This window comes from Bacillus sp. RSS_NA_20, assembly GCF_020165915.1.
Taxonomy (GTDB): Bacteria; Bacillota; Bacilli; order Bacillales; family Bacillaceae; genus Bacillus; species Bacillus altitudinis.
On sequence record NZ_JAIUKW010000005.1, the window covers coordinates 2160181 to 2186347 of the forward strand.

Consider the following 26167-nt stretch of genomic DNA (forward strand, 5'->3'; position numbering starts at 1 on the left):
GACTCCCCCTATGAGTGGTCGTGGTAAGTGTAAAAACCTCTCTTTGTCTTTTTGCCCAACCAGCCTGCGTTCACGTATTTTTTCAAAAGAGGACAAGGTCGATATTTGCTATCTCCAAGACCCTCGTGAAGGGTATTCATAATAAATAAACAAGTATCGAGCCCGATGAGGTCGGCAAGACGAAGCGGGCCCATTGGATGGTTCATTCCAAGCGTCATGATGCCGTCAATACTTTCTACATCTGCCACGCCTTCATAAAGGGTGTAAATGGCTTCATTAATCATCGGCATCAAAATGCGATTTGACACAAACCCAGGGAAGTCTTCCACTTCAATTGGGGTTTTGTCTAATGTCTTTGCGGTGTCAAAAACAAATTGGTACGTGGCATCATCCGTTTGTAGCGCACGGATTACTTCCACAAGTTTCATCACGGGAACTGGATTCATAAAATGCATGCCGATCACTTTCTCAGGCCGCTTCGTCACGGCTGCTAATTCTGTGATCGACAAGGAAGACGTATTTGTCGCAAATATCGTGTCATCAGGTGCAAATTGATCGAGGGTTTCAAAGATTTGTTTTTTGATCTTCATTTGTTCAGATGCGGCTTCAATCACTAAATGCGTCTGCTGTACATCCTTTAGATCTGTTGAAACAGCCAGTCGCTGTGTAATATCACGGACTGCCTGATGTGCCAGCTTTCCTTTTTCTGCTCGTTTCGTCAGTTGTTTGGTCATAGAGGAAATGGCTCGATGAATCTGCTCCTCTGCCGTATCATGGAGCAGGACGGTATGACCTGACTGTGCAAATACTTGGGCAATACCCGAGCCCATTTGACCAGCCCCAACGACCATGACGGTCTCTTCTATACTCATGACAATGAACGCCTCCCTTTTAATCCACCTTGATCATGATCGCATCACCTTGACCCCCGCCGCTGCAAATCGCCGCAATGCCGATCCCGCCGCCTCTTTGTCTGAGTGCATGGATCAAGGTCAATATAATACGTGTTCCGCTTGCTCCAATCGGGTGACCAATCGCGACTGCCCCTCCGTTCACATTCATTTTCCGCCGATCCAGTCCAAGCATTTTTTCGCATGCCAATGCAACCGCTGAAAAAGCCTCATTGATTTCAAACAAATCGATATCCTCTACTCGCTTCCCTGTTTTCTTTAACACTTTTTCGATGGCATAGGCTGGTGTTTTCGGAAAATCCTTTGCCTCTACTGCTACTTGGGCATGCCCAAGCACAACTGCCATAGGTTTTTCACCTTGCTGCATGGCGTATGTGTCTTTCATTAATAGAAGCGCACTTGCACCATCATTGACACCAGGTGCATTGCCAGCGGTGATCGTACCTGCCTGATCGAAAACGGGCATCAGTTTTGACAAACGTTCATATGACGTATCACGCCGCGGGGCTTCATCTTCTGAAATCAGCTGATCTCCTTTTTTATTCTTGACGGTAACGGGGATGATCTCATTTTTAAAAAAGCCGCTTTTTTGCCCCTCAATGGCTCGTTCATGACTTCTTAACGCCCAAAGGTCTTGTTCTTCTCGTGTAATGCCAAGCTCTTTCGCCGCCATGCTTCCATACTCACCCATATGAACACCTGTAAACGAACAGGTTAATCCATCTAAAATCATGGCATCTTGTACAGCACCATCTCCCATTTTGTAACCCCATCGTGCTTTTTTCAGAAGATAAGGAGCATGAGACATGGATTCCATGCCGCCTGCCACGATCACATTGGCATCTCCCGCTCGAATGATTTGATCGGCTGTCGTGACACTGCGCATTCCTGAAGCACAGACTTTGTTGATGGTTTGCGTCGGAACCGACCAAGGGAGATCTGCATGTCTAGCTGCCTGTCTTGAAGGAATTTGACCTTGTCCTCCTTGAAGGACACTACCCATGATGACTTCATCCACTTCATGAACATTTGAGGCTCTTTCCAGCGCAGCTTTTATCGTCATCCCCCCTAATTCTGCAGCAGTCAAACGACTTAAAGTTCCACCTAGTTTTCCAAATGGTGTTCTCACTCCAGATACAATGACCGTCGTGCTCATTTCTTTCCCCTCCTATTTGTTACCGCTTACATAAATGCTGCACAGCTCTTAAAACATCGGTATCTATCGGCCGATGAACAGTAGATCCATCGGCCTGACACCTTTATGAAGCCTGCGTTCTCGTTTCGCCAAACACTGATTTTTCAAGAAGTTCTGCGACATCAAATGTGCCGACCTGCTCTTCTACTTCCTTCGCTTTCGTCCCATCCCCAAGCATGGTTAAACAATATGGGCATCCTGAGCTGATGATGGATGGCTGTACCTGTAAGGCCTGCTCCGTCCTCGCTGTGTTAATCCGAGTACCTGTCTCTTCTTCCATCCACATTAAACCGCCGCCGGCACCGCAGCACATCCCGGATTCACGATTCCGTTCCATTTCTTTCAGTGTCACACCCGGAATGGATTTTAAAATATCTCTTGGCGGATCATAGACCTCGTTATATCTGCCTAGGTAGCAAGAATCGTGGAAAGTAATGACCTCGTTCACTTCATGAATAGGCGTTAATTTTCCCTCTTTTACTAGCTCTGCCAGTAATTCTGTATGATGGTACACCTCTGCCTCGAGCCCGAAGTCTGGGTATTCATTTTTAAATAAATTGTAAGCATGCGGATCGATCGTGACAATTTTGGTTACGTCATTTTTTTGGAATTCTTCGATGTTCTTTGCAGCAAGTTCTTGGAACAAAAATTCATTCCCAAGTCTTCTCGGTGTATCGCCTGAGTTTTTCTCTTTATTACCTAGGATGGCAAAAGAAACCCCTGCTTTATTGAGCAGTTTTGCAAAGGCAAGAGCAATCTTTTGGCTTCTATTGTCATATGCACCCATCGATCCAACCCAGAATAAATAGTCAAAGGTCTGATCTGCTTTTTTCAGCTCTTTCACTGTCGGAACATGAACATCTTCTCTTAGTTCACGCCAGTTTTCTCTTTCTTTTCGGTTCAATCCCCATGGGTTCCCTTGGCGCTCGATGCTTGTCATCGCACGCTGTGCATCTGCGTCCATTTTTCCTTCAGTCAGCACTAAGTATCTGCGCATATCAATGATTTTGTCGACGTGTTCGTTCATGACAGGACACTGATCTTCACAGTTTCGGCATGTCGTGCATGCCCAGATTTCTTCTTCTGTAATGACCTCACCAATGAGAGAAGGATGATACATTGCGCTCGCCGCAGATTCTTCCGCTCCGGCTCCTCTTGCCTGTAATGCCAGCTGATTTCCTGTCGTCTGCTTGAAAGCAAGCTGCGGAACCCACGGTGTTTTTGATGTAATGGCAGCCCCTTTATTTGTTAAATGATCTCTTAATCGTAAAATCAAATCCATTGGAGACAGCATTTTCCCCGTCCCAGTCGCTGGACACATATTGGTACAGCGTCCGCATTCCACACAAGCGTAAAGATCGATCAGCTGAGATTGACGGAAATCTTCAATTTTCCCAACGCCGAACGTTTCTTGTGTCTCATCTTCAAAATCAATTTTTTGCAGTTTGCCTGGCGGGTCCAATCTGCTGACAAATACGTTGACCGGGCCAGCGATGAGATGGGCGTGCTTAGACTGCGGGACGTACACTAAGAACGTCAGTAAAATAAGAAGATGCACCCACCATGCGACATAGAACACAATTGTTGCCGCAAGTGGTGACAGCCAGCCCAGCAAGAAAGCAATGCCGGAAGCAATTGGCTCAGTTGCTGATAGTGAGTGCCCATGCCAAATGATGTTCATTCCGTTTCCCAGTAATACGGTCAGCATCAATCCGCCAATAAACAAAAGGACAAGCCCTGACTTAAAGCCCCTTTTTAAACGTACTAACTTCTCGACATATCTTCTATGGAACGCCCAAACCACCGCCACTAAAATGAGAAGTGTGACTACCTCTTGGAAGAACGTAAAGACACCATAAAGCGGACCTAATGGTAGCCCGCTGTCTGGAACAAGTCCCTTCATAATAAAATCAAGGGCTCCGAACTGCACTAAAATAAATCCATAGAAAAACAGCACATGAATGATGCCGCTCTTCTTGTCCTTGAGCAGTTTCTTTTGACCAAACACATTCACCCAAACACGTTCTAAGCGTTTTTTCATGTCTTTCTGAAATTCTTCTTTTTTGCCAAGACGAATATACGCGGCTCGTGTTCGAATGAGATAAATAAACAAATACACAGCGTAAGCGGTCACTGCCGCAAATGCAATCAAGTTAACAATTAAAAGGCTATTCATCTTGCTCCCCCTTTCATTCCCCAAGACCCACTTTGTTCCGTTTCCATGTTGTACCTCTATCATAAATAATGAATGAGTATTCAGTCAATATTTTTTGCCCATTTGGGTACACTATCGTCATATGTAAAAAAGGAGGAACCTTCATGATCGCATGGATCATTCTACTCGTCGTCTTCGTCATTGTTCTACTCGTCAGGCTAGATCTTTATATAGGGAGAAAATATTTTTATACCCATGCTTTTGAACGGTCTTTTGACCAAACAAGCGGCGATGCAGTTTTTTATCATGATGGCGAACCACTGTTTGATCAGCTGCTTACGGATATACAGCAAGCCTCTTCTTCTATTCATATGATGTTCTTTATTGTAAAGAACGACAAGATTGGGCAAAGGATTCTGCAAGCACTTAAAGCGAAAGCAGAACAAGGTGTTTCGGTTTTTTTGCTCACTGATCGGTTAGGCTCCTATCCATTTGATCAAACATCCATTCAGATGCTCGAAAAAAGTGGCATTCAATTTTACTTTTTAAACAAACCACGTTTTCCTTTTTTCATTTATCGCTTGAACATGAGAAATCACCGGAAGATCACGGTGATCGATGGGAAGATCGGCTACATTGGCGGGTTTAATATCGGCGATGAATATGTAGGGAAAAACGGCAGGTTTGGCATTTGGAAAGACTATCACCTGCGCATGACAGGACAGGTTGTCGCAGACCTCCAGCACGTGTTTCTGAATGATTTGTACCGGTCATCTGGTATTCACCAGCTGCAATACGAGGTTTTTCCTACACTGGAACCGGGAACATTACAGTGCACTACACGTGCGACGGCAGGTTTTTCTTTAGAAGCCTTATTTCTTCACGATATTCAACAGGCGAAAAAGCAAATCACCATCTGCACGCCCTATTTTATTCCATCCGCTCCTCTTCTAAGCGCCCTTCTTGACGCACGGAAGCGAGGCGTGACTGTCGACATCATCATCCCAATGAAGGCAGATCACCCGCTTGTGAAAGAAGCTGGATTTCATTATTTGAAAGATCTGATTGCTGCTGGATGTCTTGTGTATCGTTTTTATAAAGGGTTTTATCATGCGAAAGCCATTCTCATCGATCATAGCCGTTGTATGATCAGTACAGCGAACTTTGATAAACGAAGTTTGTTTTTCAACGAAGAAGTGGATGTGGCCATTGATGATCCCGCCTTCACCGCACATGTAGAGGAAAAGATTCGTGAACACATGGAAGTGTCAGAACTGATGACTGAAGAAAAATACAAACAACGCCCACTTCTCACGCGTCCAATTGAGTGGATAGGCGCCCTGTTCTCGTATTTTTTATAAAGGAGTTGACCTATGCGTTATCGATTTGGTTATGTATCCAACGCCGTCACTTTATGGGAAGCTTCACCTGCCAAGTCGCTGACCTTTGCAAGATACAGTAAGCTCTCAAAGGAAGAGAGGACAGAGGCTCTATTGCGAACGACGAAAGCCAACCTCGCCAATACATTAAGAACGCTTTATTTTGCGATTGCCCATGATATTCCGCTTTACCGTTTTTCAAGCTCGATTGTCCCGCTCGCCACCCATCCTGAGGTGCGGTGGGACTTTGTGACACCCTTTCGCAAAGAATTTATAGAGATTGGTCAACTCGTAAAGCGGCACGGATTACGAGTGAGCTTTCACCCCAATCAATTTACTTTGTTCACAAGTCCAAAACCTTCCATTACAGAAAACGCCGTCATTGATATGACCTATCATTATGAAATGCTTGAGGCCATGGAGCTTGAAAAGGAAGGCTATATGAACATTCATGTCGGAGGTGCATATGGCGACAAGGCATCTGCTTTACAGCGTTTTGATGAAAATATAAAGCAGCTTCCTGCACATATCAAGGCGAGAATGACGCTTGAAAATGATGACAAAACATACACGTCATTAGAAACGCTTGATGTTTGTGAAAAGCATGGCATCCCGTTTGTATTTGATTACCACCATCATATGGCAAACAAAGATGATGATGCGGCACTTGATGACATTCTGCCAAGAGTGTTTGACACGTGGGCAAACACTGGCATACCGCCTAAAATCCACTTATCCTCACCAAAATCAGAAAAGGCGATACGAAGCCATGCGGATGGAGTGGAGATGTCCTTTGTATTGCCACTTTTTCAAGCTTTAAAGCCGTATGGTCGTGATGTGGATTTTATGATTGAGGCAAAGAAAAAGGATCAGGCCTTACTCCGTCTTGTTGAGGAGCTGTCAGCGATCAGAGGCAATCGGCGGACGGGCGGAGGCACCATTGAGTGGAAATCGTAGAGAAAGGTTTACCTCTATCGCAACGGGGGTAACAAAGCTATTGTGAGAAAGTATTTAACAGGAGGATATGAAGATGTCACAAATCTATTCAATCCGAATTGCTGCGAAAGCATTGAATTTACATAAGCTTATTTCTCTATACGAAAAGTGCCAGCACGCTCAGCATCGTTTATATGTATATTCTAAAAAAACAATGTGCAACATTAAGAACATCGTAGAGCTAGAGACCTTTAGGCTCACTCATTTAGAATCAGACTATTTAATCGTGGTAGAAGGAAAAGAGGCACAAGACCTCCTTCAGCCATTTGAAAAAGAGAATGCTTCGTAATCGTAAAGAAAGGCAGCCTTAGGCTGACAAAGGGATAAAATGAACTTTATTTTATCCCTTTGTCTTCTTTTCAGCGTAGTTGAAAACCTTTGCAGTCTAGGAAGGACGAGTACCGGCGCGGAGCGAATGTCACATTCGTGAGCACCGGCACGCAGGACTGACACCGAATGCGAGGGTTTGTCTACACGCTGGGGCAGCCTTAGGGCTGCTCTTTTTCTTATATCCATGCTTCTGTCAGCCAAACCTCGCGTGACGTTGCATTCATTTTTACTTGTGTACCGATTGGCATCGTGAGCATCGGGTGCGTATGGGCACTGTCAAATTCCGCAATGAGCGGCCTCTTTGTATCTCCCAGTACTTCAAGTAAGAGATCGTGCGGCCTTTTGCCCGTCCCTTCATCATCAAACAGCTCATGTTTCCCTAAAAGGATACCAGATACCCGTTCAAACACACCATTTATCTTTAACAGAGAGAAGTTCTTTTCGACGATGGAGGCGGTTTTCATACAATCTTCAATGAGAAGGATATCGCCCTTTTGGATTTGAGGCATGAATTCACTTCCCCATATGCCATACATGGCATTTAGGTTCCCGCCGATCAGTCTGCCTTCTGCCTGCCCTTCAATGACGCACATCCAATCGTTTGGACGTTTTTCTTTTTCTCGTATTTTCTCTTCCCAGTTGATCCGTTCGTCCGTCCAGAAGGGCGGTTTTTTCACCTGATATGGGATGGGCTGCGGATGAATGAGAATGTCCTCGAAAGATTGATATGTATGATTGACAAATGGTTCAAACTCTCCAAAAGACGGCACAAGTGCAGGCCCGTAAAAAACAGGCAGACCCGTTTTTTCATAAGCCGCTAAAAGAATCGCCGTCGCATCTGAATAACCAATCATGATTTTCGGATGCTTTTTCAGCAGCTCAAAGTCGAGATAAGGCAGCAAACTATTCGAGTTCGTCCCCCCGATCATCGACATGATACAGGACAAATCTTCTCTCGCCATCAGCTCATTCAGCTCAGCTGCTCGTTCTTGAATCGTTCCCGAACGATAGTGATCCTCTTTCCCTGTTAATGATCCTGGTACCACAATGAATCCTTTTTGTTCAAGCCATTCCTTCGCCCGCTCATACCTAAGAGGCGAGGTAGCAGATGCTGGACTTGAGGGAGAATAAATACCTATTTTATCGCCCTTCTGTAAACGCCGAAGCCCCTTCATTCCATCAGATCCTTCCTACACGAGTTTTTACTATCCTAGCAAAAAAAGCCCTTTTTCAAAAGGGCTAAGATTTAATATAAGAGCTTAAACAGCCCAAACAATATGACAGCAAAACTGATGGCGAGCGTCGCAAATATCTTTTTTTTGCTCAGAGAACTACCTATGATGTTCACTCCAGTATTGATGCCAAACAAAATCATTCCCACATAAAAAAAGACTGGATTGAGTCCAGCGGGAATGATTAAGATAAATAAGCCAACGAGCGTCACATAGTGAATGCTTTTGATCATGACTGTTTTTGCCGTTTCACTCAAGCCATCCTCTCCTTTTGAATCCAATTGCCTTATAGTATATCAACATTCCATTTAAATGGAAAAGAAGATTTTATTCTATCAAAAAGAGCCCAGCTTAATAGCTGGACTCATTCAATCACTTCTCTTCAATGACCAAACTGCGCTTCGTGCAGTCTGCTATAGACACCGCCCATTTGGATTAAGTCTTGATGGCGGCCTTGTTCTTGGATGCCTTTTTCTGTCACGACGATGATTCGGTCTGCATGTTTAATTGTCGCAAGGCGGTGAGCAATGACGAGTGTCGTCCGGCCGACTGCCAGTTCGCTTAGTGCGTCTTGGATCGCTTTTTCTGTTTCTGTATCAAGTGCTGACGTCGCTTCATCCAAAATAAGAATAGATGGGTTTTTCAAAAACATCCGTGCAATTGACAGACGTTGCTTTTGACCGCCGGATAGCTTAACGCCGCGTTCACCAATGACCGTATTCAACCCTTCTGGGAAACGCTGAACGAGCTCCTCTAAATGGGCACGTCGCACCGCCTCCCAAATGTCTGCATCACTCGCTTCTAGGTTACCGTACGCAATGTTTTCACGAATGGTGCCTGAGAATAAAAAGACATCCTGCTGCACAATGCCAATCTGCTGTCTTAAAGAGGACAAGGTCATCGATTTTGTGCTCACACCATCTATGGTGATGTCTCCTTCGTCCACATCATAAAAACGAGGCAGCAGACTACAAATGGTCGATTTCCCCGCTCCTGATGGCCCGACAAACGCAACAGTTTCCCCTTGTTTGATCTTCAAGTTGATATCCTTCAATACATGACTGTGCTCATCGTAGCCAAATGTCACGTCTCGATACTCAATTTCACCTTTCAAGCCGTAAAGATCACGTGCTCCTTCTGTATCCTTCACATCTGGCTCTGTTTCAAGCAAATCGACATAGCTTTTAAAACCGGCAATGCCTTTTGGATACATTTCAATCACCGTGTTGATCTTATCAATTGGTCTGAATAACACATTTGTGATCAAGACAAAGGCGATAAATCCGCCTGCCGTTAATTGACCTTGAAGAACAAACCATGTACCTGCCAGAAGGACAAACAGCGTCACAAGCCTTGTGAGAATATAGCTGATTGATCCGTTAACCGACATAATTTTATAGGAAAGAAGTTTCGCTTTTCGAAAGCGGTTGTTGTTTTCAGCAAAGCGCTTTTTCTCGAAATGTTCATTTGCAAAGGCTTGAACAAGACGAATACCACCAATATTATTTTCAACCCTTGCATGAAAATCTCCAATGTCATTGTTGAGTTGTGTAATCGCCTGTGTCATTTTTTTATTAAAATGAAGGGCTAACCAGATGATGACTGGCATAATTAAGAAGGTTAAAATGGCAAGCTGCCAATTAATCATGAGCATGACGGCAAAGGCGCCAAGAATGGTCATAATCGCAATAAACAAATCCTCAGGTCCGTGATGCGCCACCTCTCCAATGTACATAAGGTCATTTGTCATCCGTGACATGAGTTTGCCTGTTTTGTTGTTATCGAAAAATTTGAAGGACAGACGCTGAAAATGATCAAACAGCTTTTTTCTCATGTCTGTCTCAATATTAATGCCAAGCATGTGCCCCCAATACGACACGATAAATTGCATCACTGAACTGATCGCATAAATGACAAACAACGCAAGTGCGGTCCAGGCAATGACCGTCCAGTTCCCTGTCGGCAGTAATGTATCAATGAAGTAGTTCACGATCAGCGGGAAACCTAGTTCCATGAGTCCGACGGCAACAGCGCAAAAGAAATCTAAAAAGAACAGACCACGATAGGGCCTGTAATAGGCAAAAAAGCGTTTTAGCATATGTAAAAGAACCTCACTTCCTCTATAATTGATAATCATTTTCAATTATAGAGGAATCATTATAGAAATACTAGATCAGGAAATGATTTCTTTCCCTGGAAACCCTCACAATACACCTGAAAACAACCGAGCAAACGATTCCTTTAAACGTTCCTTTAAGCCCCTTTTATAAAAATGAACCGGCCCCATTTGCTCACATTCTTTCATATCTTCCTCATAATGAGCCATCAATTGCTCGATCGGTTTCTTTGCCGCTGTAAAGACATTGACCTCAAAATTGAGTTGAAAGCTTCTCATATCAACATTGGCCGTTCCGACAGAGGCAAGCTCTCCGTCTGCAATCATGACCTTTTGATGCATGAATCCTTTTTGATAGTGATACACCTTGATGCCTTCTTTCAAAAGCTCAGAAAAATAAGATCGTGTGGCGTATTGCGTGAGAAAGCCATCGTTTATCTCAGGCACCATCACACGCACATCCACCCCTCTTGTGGCCGCAATTTTTAACGCTGTGCGAATGGATTCATTTGGGACAAAATAAGGCGTCGCAATCCAGACAAATTGCTGTGCATTCGAAATGAGTGCGTCATATAAATCACTCATACTTTCCTTCATATCAGGTCCAGTCGGCACGACCTGTATGACATCTTCTCCTGTCACAGGATGCGGGGTGTGATACTTCGGATCATCAATTAACACTTCATCTGATACATACTCCCAGTCCAGCATAAATATGGAGTGAAGTGTCTGAACGGCTTCACCCTTTAACATCGTATGCGTATCACGCCAAAAGCCGATGTTTTCATCGCGTCCTACATATTCCTTCCCCACATTGAGCCCACCAACAAATCCTGTTTCACCATCAATAATTACGATTTTTCGGTGATTTCGGAAATTGAATTTTTGATTAAAGAATCCGTATTTTAATGGCAGAAAAGGAGCGACCTTTATCCCCGCCTGCTTCAATCGTTTAATATCTTTTCGTGAGAAGCGAATGCTGCCAGCCGCATCATAGATGAATCGAACCTCTACTCCTTCTTTCACTTTTTCAATTAGGATCTCCATCATCCGGTGACCGAGAAAATCAGATTTGAACATGTAATATTCTATATGGATGAACGTTTTTGCCTTTTTTAATTCTTCAAAAATACGTGGAAAGGTTTCCTCTCCATTCTTTAAAATCTCCATATCACTATTTGTATTTACATGCATCCCTGTTGCTTTTTCTGTGTAATGAAAAAAAGCACGCTGATTATCGGTTAAACGCGTCTCATCCGGCTTACTCTCAAGCTCTGATATTCTGCGTAATTTTTCTCGGTTATACATTCTCTTTGATTTAAACAAATGTCCTTTGACATAAAGCTGTCCTGAGAACAAATAAAACATATAGCCGATGATCGGGAAAAAGATCAGTACATACATCCATAACAGCGTGTGCTGTGATGTCCGGTTCTCTAGCATAAGCGAGATAATACTAAATAAAATGATGGCGATGTAACTAGCTGCGTAAAGCTGAAAACCCCACGCTGGAACCGGCCACCAAAACACCACATATGCCCCAAATATCATGAAATATAAAAATAGAAATTCCAGTCTCCTCTTTTTCACATTCTCCGCCCTCATTCTGTCTTTTTCTTTTCCATACCCTTTGCACAGCTTGTCTGAAACGCACGGTTTGCTGCTTTCTTTTAGCTTTTACAGACTGGAGCGTTTTGATCCGATATAATGGAAAATATGTGAAGGAAGGGACGAATGACTGATGCGTACACCATCTGCTTTAAAAAAGGGAAGCCACATTCGGGTAATTGCTCCAAGCCGAAGTGCCAGCATTTTATCAGAAGAAGGAATGGCTCAGGCGAAAAAACGTTTAGAGGCATTAGGGTTCACTGTTTCTTTTGGACAACACGTGTTTGAATGTGATCTGCATTCCACTTCTTCTATTGAACACCGTTTATCTGATCTACATGAGGCATTCTCAAATGATGAAGTCGACGGTATTTTGACAGCAATCGGCGGCTTTAACTGCAATGAGCTTTTGCCTTATATAGATTATGATTTGATCCGTCAGCACCCAAAAGTTCTTTGCGGCTACAGTGATATTACCGCACTTGCAAACGCCATTACCGCCAAATGTGACATGGTGACGTACTCAGGTCCTCATTTCTCCAGTTTCCAAATGGAACAAGGACAAGAGGAGCAGACAGCCATGTTTCAAGCGTGCGTGATGAGTAGCGAGCCATTTGATGTCACCCCTTCTACAAAGTGGAGTGATGATGCGTGGTATCTTGATCAAGCAAATAGGCAGTTTCATCCGACAACATGGGGGATTTATCAGGAAGGAACAGCTGAAGGCACCTTGTATGGCGGAAATCTTTGTACACTGAACTTATTGCAAGGGACACCCTTTATGCCTCACCTCAAGGATGCCATCTTATTTGTGGAGGATGATGACTTGGTCTTTCCTGAAATGTTTGCCAGAGACCTTGCCTCGCTCTTGCAACATGCCGAATCTATTAAAGGGTTAATCATCGGACGTTTTCAAAAGAAATCCAAGATGACAGAGGAACATTTGAGGTTCATTCTAGATAAACATCCAATGCTCAAACACATCCCGGTGATCTATGATGTAGACATAGGACATACACAGCCGGTCTTCACCTTGCCGATTGGCGGGAGTGCTGAACTATCCTGCTACGGCGGACAAATCCAATGGCGTGTTCATCCATAAATAAAACCTAAAAAGCACCCTCATTTGTTGGTGCTTTTTCTATGCCATCATTTCTTTTTAAAATTTTTTTAGAAAAAGTGATCCAACCCTTCATCCCCTTCGTTAAGTAGATGTAAAAAGAAAAGAGAGGAGGCAAAAACATGTTCTCTGATGTACTTAGTCAATTATTCGATTCTATTTCTAACATTATTAATACACTTGGATAATCCCATTAACGCACACATACTACATGCTTTCTGAAGGGAGGATACAAACTATGTTCTCTGATGTACTTAGCCAATTATTCGATTCTATTTCTAACATCATTAACACACTTGGGTAATTCCTATGACACGCACATACTACATGCTTTCTGAAAGGAGGATACGCTCATGTTCTCTGATGTACTTAGTCAATTATTCGATTCTATTTCTAACATTATTAATACGCTTGGTTAATGTTCAAAACCCGCTATCTCTCGAGAATAGCGGGTTTTTTATATAAAGAAGCCCCGCTCATAAAATAGAGCGGGGCTCTTTGCATTACATTTTTTCCGGTGCAGATACGCCAATGAGTTTTAATGCGTTGGCTAGTGTAATTTGTGTCGCCTTCATCAGTGATAGGCGTGCTGTTGTTTTTGTTTCATTTTCAACATCAATGACCTTCTCGGCATTGTAGAAACTGTGAAGGGCTGATGCTAGATCATAGATATAGTTTGTGACGCGGTGCGGAATACGTTTTTCTGCTGCTTCTGCTACAACCTCTGGGAAGCTGCCGATGATTTTCAGAAGATCGTATTCTTTATCGGACTGAATGTGAGAGAAATCAGCTTTTTCAAGGTTTGGCTCGTAGCCTTTTTCTTCCCCTTGACGGAGCATGCTGCATATTCTCGCATGTGCATATTGCGCATAGTACACAGGGTTTTCGTTAGACGTAGAAATCGCTAAGTCTAGGTCAAAGTCCATATGAGTTGCCGCACTTCTCATCGCAAAGAAATAACGAGTAGCATCTAAGCCCACTTCTTCAATCAAGTCACGCATTGTGACGGCTTTACCTGTACGTTTACTCATCTTCATTTTTTCACCGTTTTTGTAAAGGTGAACGAGCTGAATGATTTCGACTTCCAGTTTGTCCGCTGGATATCCGAGTGCTTGGATCGCCGCTTTCATTCGAGGAATGTAGCCGTGATGATCCGCTCCCCAAATGTTGATGAGCTGGTCAAAACCTCTGTCTAATTTGTCCTTGTGATATGCGATATCTGGAAGCAAGTACGTGAAGCTGCCGTCTTTTTTAATCAGGACACGGTCCTTGTCATCACCAAAATCAGTTGAACGTAACCATGTTGCGCCATCTTCTTCAAAGACATAGCCTTTAGCGCGAAGTGTTTCTAGCGCTGGTTCGATTTTTCCGTTTTCATATAAAGACGTTTCAGAATACCACACATCAAATGGGACACGGAAATTCTCTAGGTCGACACGTAGTTTTTCTAGTTCATATTTTAAACCGTACTCACGGAAGAATTTCATACGCTCTTCTTCTGATTCATGCACGAAACGGTCACCAAATTCATCCGCAAGTTTCTGCCCGATGCCTTTGATGTCTTCTCCTCTGTACCCGTCCTCTGGCATTTCTTTTTCAAGACCGAGCGCCTCAAAGTAACGTACTTCTACAGATAGAGCAAGGTTATTGATCTGATTGCCTGCATCGTTGATATAGTATTCACGGCTCACGTCGAAGCCTGCTTTATCAAGGATGTTGCAAAGAGAATCTCCTACAGCGGCGCCGCGGGCATGTCCAAGGTGAAGGTCACCTGTTGGGTTGGCTGAGACGAATTCGACTTGCACTTTTTGACCGCCGCCTGTATTCGTTTCGCCATAAGCCTCTTTTGCTTCAAGAACTGCCGGAATCAGTTTCGTTAAATATTGATTGTTCATATAAAAGTTAATAAACCCTGGACCTGCGATATCCAGTTTTTCAATCGAAGCTTTGCCTTTGTCAAATGCATTCACAATGTCCTCGGCGATTTGACGAGGTGCTTTTTTCGCAATGCGTGCAAGCTGCATCGCCATATTGGTGGAATAATCACCGTGAGTTTTGTCTTTTGGCACTTCCAAAAGAACATCCGGCACCTGGCTTTCATCAGCAAGTCCTGCTTTGACGACTGCCGCAATGATTTCTTCTTTTAACGCATCTTTGACCTGTTCTGCGATATTCATGAACGTAAATCCTCCTTATATGAAATCGATAATGTATGTAAATGCTTTTGATCTTCACCTGTCAGCATATCGTACGTAATGTGCAGAAGCCCATTGTCTACATCAAGATCAATGCCATGTGTGTGCACATCGAGCTGAAGTGTGCCAAATGGCATCGTGTAATGTGTCACGGTCGTTTCTCCAATGAGAAAGCGCTGCTTCATTTGAATCGCACCTGATCTCATGACAAAAATTTCTTTTTCACTTATTTTGACAACAGTTTTTACTTGACCCATTTCATGTTCTTCATGGTAAGTGAGATACGTTTTGTCATTCTTCTCTTGATACGTTCCAGTTGTTCGGAATTCGATCGTTTCAGCCGGTTCCGTCTCTGGTTTCATCACTGACTTTACATGAATTGAAATTTGGTTTTGTGTCATTTTGCACTTCCTTTGCTAAGACCCGTTTAACTAAAATAGTATACCATAATCCCGATTGCCTATCATCCCATCATTTCTCATCTTCACGGTGATTAAACTTTTTCTAACATAAAAAAAGAGCAGATAAACTGCTCTTTAGAAAAATAGGAAGATAAAACTGACTAACACAACAAGTACTGCCTTTAACCCCAAATCTTTTCTTTTAATTAAATAAAAAAGAGCTTGTATTCCCGAACTCGCCAAAAACACTTGAAAAAAATCAAATGGAACGATTTGTCCCTTTTTAAATACCACCTGCATAAATAAAGCAATGGCCGTAAGATAGAAAAAACCTCGATCCTGAAATAAACCAACTAACTCCTCCTTTGCTTCCTTTTTAGAAGCAAAAACTGGTGGATCAGTTGCCAACTCTTTTTTCAGTGTAATAAAGCCTGCCGCTAAAACACATAAAGCGAGTAACACCATGAATATAGAAGATAACATTTTATTCCTCCATTTACTTATAATATAATTTATGTTAAATATTATATATGGAATCTACTAATTTAAGAAAGAGGAGTTTTTATGAAAAGAAAATTGTACTTATCAATCCCTATTCTAATCACGTTAGCTCTAATTGGAACGATTATTAACCCTAAAATAACGCATGCTAAGGAAGAAATGAACCCTGCTAGTGATATAGAAAATATTACAGGAATAAACGGAATATTGAAATCAATCAAAAGTAATAATACTTACAAGTATGGAAATACTACAAAAGGATATGAAGTGTCAAAAAATCCCAATAAACCTATTCAACTTGATGTCTCAACTAATATATCTTTGCCTTCCGGAAATATTAAAAAAGGTGTAATTTCTCCAAATGGAACTGTAGTTTATAAAAATAATGATAAGGAAAATGTAATTTACGCTGTTCAACCAACAAATGACGGTCTAAAGAGTTTAATACAGATTAATGACCAAAAAGCTCCTAAAGAATATCGATTTAAAATGAATCTGCCTAGGGGTAGTAAATTGGTAACTGCAGCGGAGTATTTGGGTAGTGAATTCGACACAGGAGAAGTTTATGTAGTTAACAAAGAAAATATGATCACTTCTATATTTAGTCCAGCTTGGGCAAAGGATGCCAATAATCAAGATGTCCCTACTTATTATAAAACTGATGGAAATACACTAATACAAGTTGTAGATTTTAATAGCAAAACTGCTTTCCCAATTATTGCTGATCCAGATTGGTCTAAGATCGCTGCATGTTCAGCAGCAATAGCTTGGTTTATAGGTTCTAACTTGTTTGCTGCAGCTAAAATTATAAAAGTAAAAAAATACGTAAAAGAATTAGGTGGAATAAAAGAGACTGCAAAACTATTAGCTGGTGCTACATCATGGGAGGAAAAGTTAAAAATTGGCGGAGAAGCTTTTAAAGGACTTGCTGCCGAAATCACAGGTGTTGGCGGCCTAGCCGTTTGTATAAATTGGTAAAAGTTACTTTTGAAAAACCTGCCCAATTAGAAATTGGACAGGTTTTTTTTATTTCACAAATCCAAGCAGCATTTCACGTAAAAGTTTGCTTGCTGTATTCGCCGTTTGATCAGAATGATCATATACAGGCGCTACCTCTACAAGGTCTGCACCGACGACATGCACATCAGAACCAGCAATGGCATGAATAGATGCCAGCAGTTCTTTTGACGTAATACCGCCAGCATCTACCGTTCCTGTACCAGGCGCATGAGCTGGGTCAAGTACATCGATGTCAATTGTCACATAAACTGGACGGCCTTTCAGCTTTGGCAATACTTGCTTCAATGGCTCCAGCACTTCAAATTTAGAAATGTGCATGCCTGCTTCTTTTGCCCATTCAAATTCTTCTTTCATCCCTGAACGGATGCCGAAAGAGTATACATTTTCAGGTCCAATAAGTCCTGCAACTTTACGAATCGGTGTCGAATGTGAAAGCGGCTCACCCTCATATTCCTCACGAAGATCGGTATGTGCGTCCATATGGATGATGGCCAAATCAGGGTATTTCTTATACATCGAACGGAAAACCGGCCAAGACACAAGATGCTCTCCGCCCATTCCTAATGGAAACTTCCCTTTTTCTAAAATGCTGTCAACATACTCTTCAATTAAATCTAAGCTTTTCTGTGCATTGCCAAATGGAAGCGGGATGTCGCCAGCATCAAAGAATGGCACCTCGTGCAGTTCACGATCTAAATAAGGACTGTATTCCTCTAATCCAATGGATACTTCACGAATACGGTTCGGGCCAAAACGTGAGCCTGGACGGTAACTGACGGTCCAATCCATCGGCATCCCGTATAAAATGACTTTCGCATCTTCCCATGTCGGATGACTTCCAATAAACACTTTTCCTGAGTAAGCCTCGTCGAATCTCATACAAGATTCCTCCTTTTACGCTTCAAAAAATGCGCAAACTGACATTTGCGCATTTCCATTTCGCTTGATTTATTTGATTAAATCGCTCACAAATTTCGGCAGAACGAATGCCGCTTTGTGCAATTCTTTTGTGTAATATTTCGTATCAATATCAAAGAAGCGGCTGTCTTCTACAGCAAGTGGATCATACTTCTTAGAACCGATAGTAAATGTCCAAAGACCGCTTGGATATGTTGGGATATTCGCTGTATATAACTTGGTAATCGGGAAAATTTCTTTCACATCACGCTGTACATTTGTAATTAACTCAGGTGTGAACCAAGGGTTGTCCGTTTGTGCAACGAAAATACCGTCTTCTTTGAGTGCTTTTGAGATTCCTGCGTAAAATCCTTTAGAGAACAGGTTTACAGCTGGTCCAACTGGCTCAGTTGAGTCAACCATGATCACGTCATATTCGTTGTCGGCTTCCGCAATGTGCATAAAGCCGTCTCCGACTTTCACATCTACACGAGGATCGTCTAGTTTCCCAGCAATTGAAGGAAGGAACTTCTTCGAGTATTCAATGACCTTGCCATCAATATCAACAAGTGTCGCTTTTTTCACACTTGGATGCTTCAGGATTTCACGAATGACACCACCGTCTCCTCCGCCTACAACAAGGACATTTTCCGGGTTTGGATGAGTGAAAAGAGGAACATGTGCCACCATTTCGTGGTATACAAACTCATCTTTCTCTGATGTCATCACCATACCGTCTAAAAACAGCATATTGCCAAACTCTTCTGTTTCCACCATTTCTAAATGCTGAAAATCTGTTTGTTCTGTGTGAAGGGTTTTGTTCACCTTCAATGTAATGCCAAAATTCTTCGTTTGCTTCTCTGTATACCAAAGTTCGCTCATTGTTCATCTTCCTCTCATCCAATAATAAACAAACATCTATTGTTAGCGCCTTTTATCGGCTATGACTATATCGATTGTCCAAGAAAAAAGTATAGTGGATTCGTATCAAATTGTAAAGAACCGCATGAGATAACTTCATTTTTAAAGCACACCCTTGCAGTCGCCTGTTTAAAACGGTTTTCTTTGTCCCATACTGATAAAAAACCGTCAAAATGGGGGCTTTGCATGGACACAATCATGAGTAATAAAAAAATCCGCATGACCGTGAAAACGATTCGGGCCTGTTTTTTTATCGGCTTGCTCGCTTTTCTATTTGCAGGCACAGTCTTTTTGACGATTCTTTTACTTGCTAAGTGGCAAGGCGCTCCCTCTGTTCAAGTTCCCCAATCCACGACCATTTATGCAGCCGATGGGTCTAAACTTGGCGAATCAAGCTTTGGAGAAAAGAGATATTGGGTTCCGTTAAAGGACATGTCCCCTCATATACAGCAGGCAGTGGTCGCGGTTGAGGATAAAACCTTTTATCAGCATCACGGCTTTGATGTAAAACGCATGGCGGGTGCTGCGGTGGCAGACATTCGTGCAATGGCAAAGGTACAAGGCGCCAGCACGATCACCCAGCAATACGCACGAAATTTATATTTAGATCATGATAAAACATGGAAGCGGAAGTGGAATGAAGCCTTTTACACCATCCGCTTAGAACAAAACTATACAAAAGATGAGATATTGGAAGGATACTTGAACACCATTTATTATGGCCACGGCGCATACGGTGTGGAAGCGGCATCCCGCCTTTACTTTGGAAAAAAAGCGAAGAACTTAACTTTAGCTGAGTCTGCCTTGCTTGCCGGGATTCCAAAGGGGCCTTCTCTCTACTCCCCTTATGTGAACGAAGAAAGAGCCGAAGCAAGAAAAAAGATGATCCTAAAGCAAATGCAAGAGGATGGCATGATCACAAAAAAAGCGGCTGCTGATGCCAGCAAGGAAAAGCTGTCCTATCGCCCGCTCAAGCAAAAGCAGCTGCAAGCAAAGCAGGCCCCGTATTTTTATGATGATGTCATTCGCGAACTGAAACAAACGCTGGGTTTAACCGAGGAACAAATTGAAACGTATGGTCTTCATATCGAAACGACCTTACAACCTGAATTACAAAAAATCGCTGAAAAGACTTTAACCAACATCATGGATTCTGAATCAGGTATCCAAATTGGCTTAACCGCCATTCATCCCCAGACAGGTCATGTGCTTGCACTCATCGGGGGAAGAGATTATGAGAAAAGCCCATTCAACCGGGTCACACAAGCGAAAAGACAGCCCGGTTCAACAATGAAACCACTTCTCTATTACATGGCCTTGCAAAATGGGTTCACTCCAGCAACGGTGATGCGCAGTGAGGAAACCGTTTTTGAACTGGATGAACAAGGAAGCGGCGCTGCTTATTCCCCAAGCAACTATCACGGCTATTACGCCAATGACGGTATTACGATGCTTCAAGCTTTGGCTCTATCTGATAACATTTATGCGGTCAAAACCCATCTATTTTTAGGAATGGAACAGCTTGTACGTGCAGGCAAAACGTTCGGGATTCACGAAAAACTAGATCAAGTGCCTTCACTTGCGCTAGGTACTTCACCTGTCAAACCAATCGAAATGACCAATGCTTACGCGATGCTGGTCAATGGAGGAAAACGTGTCAAGCCAACCTTTATTATGAAAGTAACGGACGCAAAGGGCAACGTACTCTTTGAGGAGAAACAAAAACGAGAGCAAGTACTAGATGAAAAAGTAGCATTTGTCACCACTGACATGATGTCAGGGATGTTCAATGATCAATTAAATGGCTATACAAGTGTCACAGGACGTACCATTTCAAAAGATCTTACCAGAAATTATGGAGGAAAATCAGGGACGACAGGCGCTGACAGCTGGATGATCGGCTTCTCTCCCCAGCTCGTCACAGGTGTGTGGACCGGCTACGATAAAGGACGCACCATTGACTCGGTCAAAGAAACCGCCTATGCGAAAAAGATATGGGCTTCCTTTATGGAATCAGCCCTCTCGAATCAGCCAGCCTCCTCCTTCATGCCGCCAGACGGTGTAAAAGGCGTATATATCAATCCAAAAACCGGTGATCTCGCAGGCCCAGGATGCGAATCAAAGGTATTTACCTATTTTATAGAAGGAACGGAGCCGACCGGTGTCTGCTATGGTGCTGAGAACAAAGCATCTGAGCAAGACAAAGCTCAAGATCAACAGCCTAAGAAATGGTGGGAAAAATGGCTGAAGCGTTAAAAATGGACATGAAAAACCCCGAGATCTGCATCTCGGGATTCTCCATGTCCTAGCTTTAACACCAGTTTACTGAAAAAACGACTGGAATTGGTATCCATTCATCATTCTTCACAAAAATTTCACAATTACTCAGGAACAGCCAATCCTTCTTTTAATTCATCTGTGGATGCTTCCCATAACGCCTCATTGTGACTCTTCAAGAAATCAGCGAGCACCTTTTTCGAACCATCATCCATATGACTGACAACGATTTTACGCTTCATGGATTTATCCATTAAATTCACATGCTCAGGAAGCGACTTATATCCTCTGCGGATCGAGCGGTCAACCGTCATTTCACAAGCTGTGACTCCTGCATAATATGGTCCTTCTTCTCTGCGGTCAATCGTCACCCATACGAGCCAATACGGTTTTCCGTTAGGTACCTCTTCTTTGGTTTTTAAAAATTTAATTCCTTTTTCGACGGCACTTCTTGCATGCATCGCACCAATATCAATGACGGCTTCCTTTTCCTCCACATCAATGATCACTGGTGAGATATTATCAAGGCTGAGGGCACCTGCCCCAAAACCTCCATGCCCATCCGTTGCATCTGTTTTTTTAATGATATTAAAACCAATTGGTTTCTTCTTTTTACCTTCCATTCATTAAACCTCCTAAAGCAGCGGCTTCAAAATAAGATTAAACCAGTATATGATTTGATCCCGCATTCCGATCAACGGAACAAAAACAAACTGACCTAGCGGCGTGATGACGAAGATGAGGAAAATGATGATTCCATACTGTTCAAATTGCGTCATCTTTGCACGGATGCCGGGACTGACAACATCCTCAATAATACGATATCCATCCAGCGGCGGGATCGGTAATAAGTTAAATAGGAACAAAATCACGTTCAAGTTAATAAAGATTTGGAAGAAATAATCGATCCCCGGCTCAAAGCGCATGAGCGACTCCCCGCCAAATTTCTGAAGAAGCACATACACAAAAAAGCCTAGAAACGCCAACACCAAGTTACTTAATGGGCCAGCAATCGAGACGCAGATTCCTGCTAAGCGCGGGTTTTTGAAATGGTACCGATTCACAGGTACAGGCCTCGCCCAGCCAAACCCAGCCACAAAGATCAAGATCGTCCCGAAAACATCAAGGTGCTTCAATGGATTGAGCGTCAGTCTGCCTTGATTTTTAGCTGTCGGATCTCCAAAACGATACGCAACATATGCATGCGCCAGCTCGTGCATCGTAAAAGCCACAACAAGCGTAATGGCGACATATGGAATCAGTTCTAATGGATAAACAAGAAATTGGTCCAAAGGCATGAATCCCTCTTTCTTTCTATACAATGATTTACTTCATTCAGTATACTATAAGAAGTCCCTTAAACTAAAGGGAAGCGTAGCATGAAAGGAAAAAGGAGGTTTTCACCATGCCAATTATCACCGTTCAAATGCTTGAAGGAAGAACAGATGAGCAGAAAAGAGCTCTTGTGGAGAAAGTCACAGATGCCGTTGTTGAAACAACAGGCGCAGGTGCAGAAAAAGTCTCTGTCATTATTGAAGAAATGAAAAAAGAACATTATGCTGTAGCAGGAAAGCGAATGAGCGACCTGTAAGCATATAAAAAGGACAAACACTTTTTCGGTGTTTGTCCTTTTGTCTCTTACCTTATCTGTACCAAGCTTTATTACGGTTCACTTGATTTTTATGAGCCGCATCGAAGTAATCGACAGTGTAAGAATAATCATAATTCATTAAGCAGACAATTCCGCTGCCTTGAGGGTCATGCGGCAAACCAAAGTTATGGCCGTATTCATGTGTAGCCGCTTTTGCTGTATTCGCTGTTCCTTGATCAAGGTTGACACTGAATGCACTTCCGCTCGGTGCACTATTGTAAACATAAGCGATTCCGCCAGCATCAAAGTTTGGATTTGCTGTAAATCCTGTGACAAAATCGTATCCTCTGCCATCAAAGCTGCGCTGAAGGTTGGACAAAATTTGTGATGCATTTGATCCTGAGGACGTCCAAGACCCTACGGCTTGTACAACAAAGTCCACATCATGATCACGGTTAAATGTCACATCCGCTTGCTCAATGATGCTGACAATGCGCGTCTGCCAATCACTATATTTCGCACGATACTGCGCATCAGCTACTGCATAGACGGTCACTTTCTGACTGCCTGTACTAGCTTTTGTTGAAATCGAATCTCCTGTATTTGCTTTAAAGGTTCTAGACCCTACCTGTTTACCAGACTCGTCTAAAATTTTTGTTGTCACATCTCTTTCAATAGGAGGTGCCTTCGTCAAATCTTTAAAATCGTTTGCCTTTGGCAACCCTTCACTAATATGTGTTTCAAACGGCGCATGACCATGATCATGCCCATGACCTGCACTTGCAACTGGTGCAGATGCTGAACTTACCCCCGGTAACAAACTACCTACCAATAAAAATGACAAAAAGACTGAACGCTTTTTCATTCCTATCCCTCCTTTGTTTTTCACAAGGTTATATATTCACTGAAAATTCACCATTTTCCTTCTATTCAGTCAAAAACAGGGAATTGGATATACAGGAAGAAAGTCGAAACATGTCATTTTCACTAATTTTTCGGATATTTTGACACACATTTCATTCAAAAATAGCGCTTTCGGTCCGGGTCTTACAAAACAAAAAAAGCCCAAAAATTGGGCTTTTGAAAAGTTAGTTCAATTCCTTCAACTGATCAATATAAGCAAGAGCTGCCTCAAATTCTTCGTCCGTATAGCGCTGCTTGCTTTTAATGGTGAAGACCTTTTCCTTTACCTCATCTTTTGGCAGATCATCAAAGTATAAAATCGTTGAGACAAGCTCTAGAAAACGAGACGATTGCTCATTCATCTGCTGCGTCAGTACTTTGAGGTCAGGCATGTCCACTTCACACTGATCGAGAAACTCTTTCCCATTGTCCGTCAGCGAATAACGATATTGATAGTATCCGCCCTTTTTTTCCTTCATTTCGTCCAAGAATCCAAGGTTGCACAGCTCTTCAATTCTGAGCGTCAACTCCTCTGAATAGGGGCCATAAAAATGAAAATCGTATTTCTCGTAAAAAGGCAAATCTAGCTTTTTTGCTATGTAAATCATTTTTTGCAGCTTCTTCCGTCCAACGATTTCCCCAGATTCAGAGAACACCTTCATCAACTTTGCATGCTCTTTCAACAAATTCCCGACATCTCCTTTTTCAGTACTTCCTTATCCCAATCCAAGCAGCTTCATGATCGCCTTCTTTTCTTCAGCTTTTTCCGACATATCTACAATTAAGTCCATCGGGAAATAAAGTTTATGATCGGTTCTTCGTTTACCGGAAATGGCGTCAACAATATCTGACTGTCTCGACAGTTCTTTAATATGACCACTTTGCGTCAAAAGGTGGATCGGCAGCCGCTCTTCTTCTTCGCCCGGTCTATAAAAGTCATAAGGCAAATCAGAGGAAGAATCGACCACTAAATAATAGTCAGGATCAATTCCTGCTTCTTTGAACAAAGCAGTCAGCTTGAAATATTTCGTCATTTCTTCGTTTGGATTAAACTCTGTATATTGGAATAAACGGCGGTTCATAAAACGGCGGCACAAATCAGCCAGCACGTGATCTTCTTCATCTTCCCACGCCTGAAAATAAAATAAGACAATGGATTCATCCAGCTTAATATAGTCCTCTGTGGTGACATTTCCTTCAAAAATTGAATAAAAATGAACCGGGGCATGTGTAAAAATGTAGCCAGTTTCATGCAGCTCTTTTGCACGATGGAGGATTTTTGTTAAAATGACCTCCGCGCTGCGGGTCACTGGGTGGAAATACACTTGCCAGTACATTTGATAGCGGCTCATAATATAATCCTCTACGGCATGCATCCCGCTCTGTTTCATCACAATCTGATCTTCTCTTGGACGCATCACGCGTAAAATACGTTCCATATCAAAGTGACCATAGCTGACGCCTGTATAGTAAGCATCACGCTGCAAGTAATCCATTCGGTCGGCATCAATTTGACTTGAAATCAAACTGACCACCTGTTTGTTTTGATACGTTTTGGCAATGACTTCTGCTACATGCTTTGGAAAATCGTCACTGACCCGGCGCAGCACTTCATTGACTTCCGTCTGCCCTAAAATGATATCTCTTGTAAACGATTCATGATCTAAATGAAAGACCTTTTCAAAGGAATGAGAAAACGGACCATGTCCAAGGTCATGAAGCAGGGCGGCACTCAGTACAAGCTCACGCTCCCCTTCATCCCATTCGGGTCTTCCTTTAAACACATCATCCACAATTCGTCTGACAATCTCGTATACACCGAGTGAATGATTAAATCGGCTGTGTTCTGCCCCATGAAACGTTAAATAAGTGGTGCCTAGCTGTTTAATTCGTCTAAGGCGCTGGAACTCTCTCGTTCCGATTAAATCCCATATCAATGCATCCCGTACGTGAACATAGCGGTGCACAGGATCTTTAAATACCTTTTCTTCGGATAATTTCCCTTTTGGATACGCCATCGTTTCGTCCCTCTTTTTTTAAGACGTGTTTCTATTATATCGGGTAACTTTTCCCGAAAACATCCTTGAATTTGCTGGCGAATGTGTTCTCATAGATTGAACGGACGTAAAAAGCCCGACCTGACAGGGACGGACCTCTTTTTAGGTCGACTGAACACATTCAGTGACATTTATTTGACTTTTTTTTGAACCTTTTCGAGTAACTCATCTTCTGTTGGTGCGGATAATGGGCGATTGTTCACAAACGCAAAAGCCTTTTTTCGTCCTGGACCGCAATACGATTGACAGCCAATCTCAATTTTTGCATCAGGGTCAACCGATTTAAGTCGAGGCAATAACGTTTTTAGGTTCGTCGCATCACAATCGTCACATACGCGAAACTCATTAGCCATGTTCTTACG

25 protein-coding genes are annotated in these 26167 nt (G+C 42.7%); 7 read left to right on the forward strand and 18 right to left on the reverse strand.

All coding sequences use genetic code 11. From position 1 onward, the window contains the following. Positions 1–8: 8 nt before the first annotated feature. From LCD32_RS16770 to LCD32_RS16780, 3 genes are all read right to left on the reverse strand, one after another. Entirely contained in the window at positions 9–872 is an 864-nt protein-coding gene (locus LCD32_RS16770; protein ID WP_224564284.1) for a 3-hydroxybutyryl-CoA dehydrogenase, read from the reverse strand. Between the two features lie 19 nt (positions 873–891). Next, the gene (locus tag LCD32_RS16775) at positions 892–2067 is read right to left on the reverse strand and encodes an acetyl-CoA C-acetyltransferase (RefSeq protein ID WP_224564287.1); all 1176 of its coding nucleotides are present in this window, start codon (positions 2065–2067) and stop codon (positions 892–894) included. Positions 2068–2170: 103 nt separating this feature from the next. Beyond that, positions 2171–4282, reverse strand: a complete 2112-nt coding sequence (locus LCD32_RS16780; RefSeq protein ID WP_224564290.1) for a (Fe-S)-binding protein — start codon at positions 4280–4282, stop codon at positions 2171–2173. 143 nt (positions 4283–4425) lie between these two features. On the opposite strand from LCD32_RS16780, the gene cls (LCD32_RS16785) reads away from it, so the two are divergent. The 3 genes from cls (LCD32_RS16785) (at position 4426) to LCD32_RS16795 (ending at position 6925) form a co-directional block, all read left to right on the forward strand. Then, positions 4426–5622, forward strand: coding sequence for a cardiolipin synthase (gene cls / locus LCD32_RS16785; protein ID WP_224564294.1), 1197 nt, complete (start codon positions 4426–4428; stop codon positions 5620–5622). A 12-nt stretch (positions 5623–5634) separates the two neighbouring features. Beyond that, positions 5635–6597 (forward strand): UV DNA damage repair endonuclease UvsE, encoded by a 963-nt coding sequence (uvsE, locus tag LCD32_RS16790; RefSeq protein ID WP_224564300.1) that lies wholly within the window; start codon positions 5635–5637, stop codon positions 6595–6597. Between the two features lie 73 nt (positions 6598–6670). Next, positions 6671–6925: a hypothetical protein gene (locus LCD32_RS16795; protein WP_008343494.1), complete on the forward strand. Its 255-nt coding sequence runs from the start codon at positions 6671–6673 to the stop codon at positions 6923–6925. A gap of 217 nt (positions 6926–7142) precedes the next feature. Here the strand turns inward: LCD32_RS16795 and LCD32_RS16800 are convergent, their stop codons facing one another. From LCD32_RS16800 to cls (LCD32_RS16815), 4 genes are all read right to left on the reverse strand, one after another. Beyond that, complete coding sequence (locus tag LCD32_RS16800; protein ID WP_224564303.1) at positions 7143–8141, reverse strand: S66 peptidase family protein; 999 nt, start codon at positions 8139–8141, stop codon at positions 7143–7145. A gap of 71 nt (positions 8142–8212) precedes the next feature. Continuing rightward, complete coding sequence (locus LCD32_RS16805; protein ID WP_052320430.1) at positions 8213–8455, reverse strand: hypothetical protein; 243 nt, start codon at positions 8453–8455, stop codon at positions 8213–8215. A 125-nt stretch (positions 8456–8580) separates the two neighbouring features. Then, positions 8581–10296 carry an ABC transporter ATP-binding protein gene (locus LCD32_RS16810; protein ID WP_113746893.1) on the reverse strand — a complete coding sequence of 572 codons (1716 nt, stop codon included), beginning with the start codon at positions 10294–10296 and terminating at the stop codon, positions 8581–8583. A gap of 105 nt (positions 10297–10401) precedes the next feature. Next, complete coding sequence (gene cls / locus LCD32_RS16815) at positions 10402–11904, reverse strand: cardiolipin synthase (protein ID WP_025208143.1); 1503 nt, start codon at positions 11902–11904, stop codon at positions 10402–10404. Positions 11905–12055: 151 nt separating this feature from the next. Between cls (LCD32_RS16815) and LCD32_RS16820 the strand changes: the two genes are divergently transcribed. Then, positions 12056–13024 carry a S66 peptidase family protein gene (locus LCD32_RS16820; RefSeq protein WP_060781521.1) on the forward strand — a complete coding sequence of 323 codons (969 nt, stop codon included), beginning with the start codon at positions 12056–12058 and terminating at the stop codon, positions 13022–13024. Between the two features lie 521 nt (positions 13025–13545). Here LCD32_RS16820 and argS read toward each other — a convergent pair. From argS to LCD32_RS16835, 3 genes are all read right to left on the reverse strand, one after another. Then, positions 13546–15219 (reverse strand): arginine--tRNA ligase, encoded by a 1674-nt coding sequence (gene argS, locus LCD32_RS16825; protein WP_008343507.1) that lies wholly within the window; start codon positions 15217–15219, stop codon positions 13546–13548. Further along, positions 15216–15638, reverse strand: coding sequence for a DUF1934 domain-containing protein (locus LCD32_RS16830; RefSeq protein ID WP_007497707.1), 423 nt, complete (start codon positions 15636–15638; stop codon positions 15216–15218). Before LCD32_RS16830 ends, argS begins: the two co-directional genes overlap by 4 nt. A 135-nt stretch (positions 15639–15773) precedes the next feature. Next, positions 15774–16121, reverse strand: a complete 348-nt coding sequence (locus tag LCD32_RS16835; protein ID WP_048001122.1) for a hypothetical protein — start codon at positions 16119–16121, stop codon at positions 15774–15776. 81 nt (positions 16122–16202) lie between these two features. On the opposite strand from LCD32_RS16835, the gene LCD32_RS16840 reads away from it, so the two are divergent. Continuing rightward, entirely contained in the window at positions 16203–17117 is a 915-nt protein-coding gene (locus LCD32_RS16840) for a hypothetical protein (RefSeq protein ID WP_048001123.1), read from the forward strand. Positions 17118–17165: 48 nt separating this feature from the next. Here LCD32_RS16840 and speB read toward each other — a convergent pair whose 3' ends face one another. Together speB and speE are read right to left on the reverse strand one after the other, a co-directional pair. Beyond that, positions 17166–18038, reverse strand: coding sequence for an agmatinase (gene speB / locus LCD32_RS16845; RefSeq protein ID WP_007497709.1), 873 nt, complete (start codon positions 18036–18038; stop codon positions 17166–17168). A gap of 69 nt (positions 18039–18107) precedes the next feature. Further along, positions 18108–18938: a spermidine synthase gene (speE, locus tag LCD32_RS16850; RefSeq protein WP_003214614.1), complete on the reverse strand. Its 831-nt coding sequence runs from the start codon at positions 18936–18938 to the stop codon at positions 18108–18110. A 225-nt stretch (positions 18939–19163) separates the two neighbouring features. On the opposite strand from speE, the gene LCD32_RS16855 reads away from it, so the two are divergent. Continuing rightward, the gene (locus LCD32_RS16855; RefSeq protein WP_113746889.1) at positions 19164–21233 is read left to right on the forward strand and encodes a transglycosylase domain-containing protein; all 2070 of its coding nucleotides are present in this window, start codon (positions 19164–19166) and stop codon (positions 21231–21233) included. A 125-nt stretch (positions 21234–21358) separates the two neighbouring features. Here the strand turns inward: LCD32_RS16855 and LCD32_RS16860 are convergent, their stop codons facing one another. Together LCD32_RS16860 and LCD32_RS16865 are read right to left on the reverse strand one after the other, a co-directional pair. Beyond that, on the reverse strand, positions 21359–21877 hold the full coding sequence (locus tag LCD32_RS16860; RefSeq protein WP_007497712.1) for a YwhD family protein: 519 nt from the start codon (positions 21875–21877) through the stop codon (positions 21359–21361). A 12-nt stretch (positions 21878–21889) separates the two neighbouring features. Beyond that, a complete protein-coding gene (locus LCD32_RS16865) occupies positions 21890–22546 on the reverse strand; it encodes a site-2 protease family protein (protein WP_224564665.1) in 657 nt (218 codons plus the stop codon). 113 nt (positions 22547–22659) lie between these two features. On the opposite strand from LCD32_RS16865, the gene LCD32_RS16870 reads away from it, so the two are divergent. After that, complete coding sequence (locus LCD32_RS16870) at positions 22660–22845, forward strand: 2-hydroxymuconate tautomerase (protein WP_008343530.1); 186 nt, start codon at positions 22660–22662, stop codon at positions 22843–22845. 52 nt (positions 22846–22897) lie between these two features. Here the strand turns inward: LCD32_RS16870 and LCD32_RS16875 are convergent, their stop codons facing one another. The 4 genes from LCD32_RS16875 to LCD32_RS16890 all read right to left on the reverse strand — a co-directional run bounded on the left by LCD32_RS16875 (position 22898) and on the right by LCD32_RS16890 (position 26158). Next, positions 22898–23710, reverse strand: a complete 813-nt coding sequence (locus tag LCD32_RS16875; RefSeq protein WP_035389836.1) for a zinc-dependent metalloprotease — start codon at positions 23708–23710, stop codon at positions 22898–22900. 223 nt (positions 23711–23933) lie between these two features. Continuing rightward, complete coding sequence (locus LCD32_RS16880; RefSeq protein WP_007497715.1) at positions 23934–24434, reverse strand: YwgA family protein; 501 nt, start codon at positions 24432–24434, stop codon at positions 23934–23936. 30 nt (positions 24435–24464) lie between these two features. Further along, complete coding sequence (locus tag LCD32_RS16885) at positions 24465–25766, reverse strand: HD domain-containing protein (protein WP_007497716.1); 1302 nt, start codon at positions 25764–25766, stop codon at positions 24465–24467. Between the two features lie 170 nt (positions 25767–25936). Beyond that, positions 25937–26158 carry a DUF1450 domain-containing protein gene (locus LCD32_RS16890; protein ID WP_003215259.1) on the reverse strand — a complete coding sequence of 74 codons (222 nt, stop codon included), beginning with the start codon at positions 26156–26158 and terminating at the stop codon, positions 25937–25939. Positions 26159–26167: the final 9 nt, after the last annotated feature.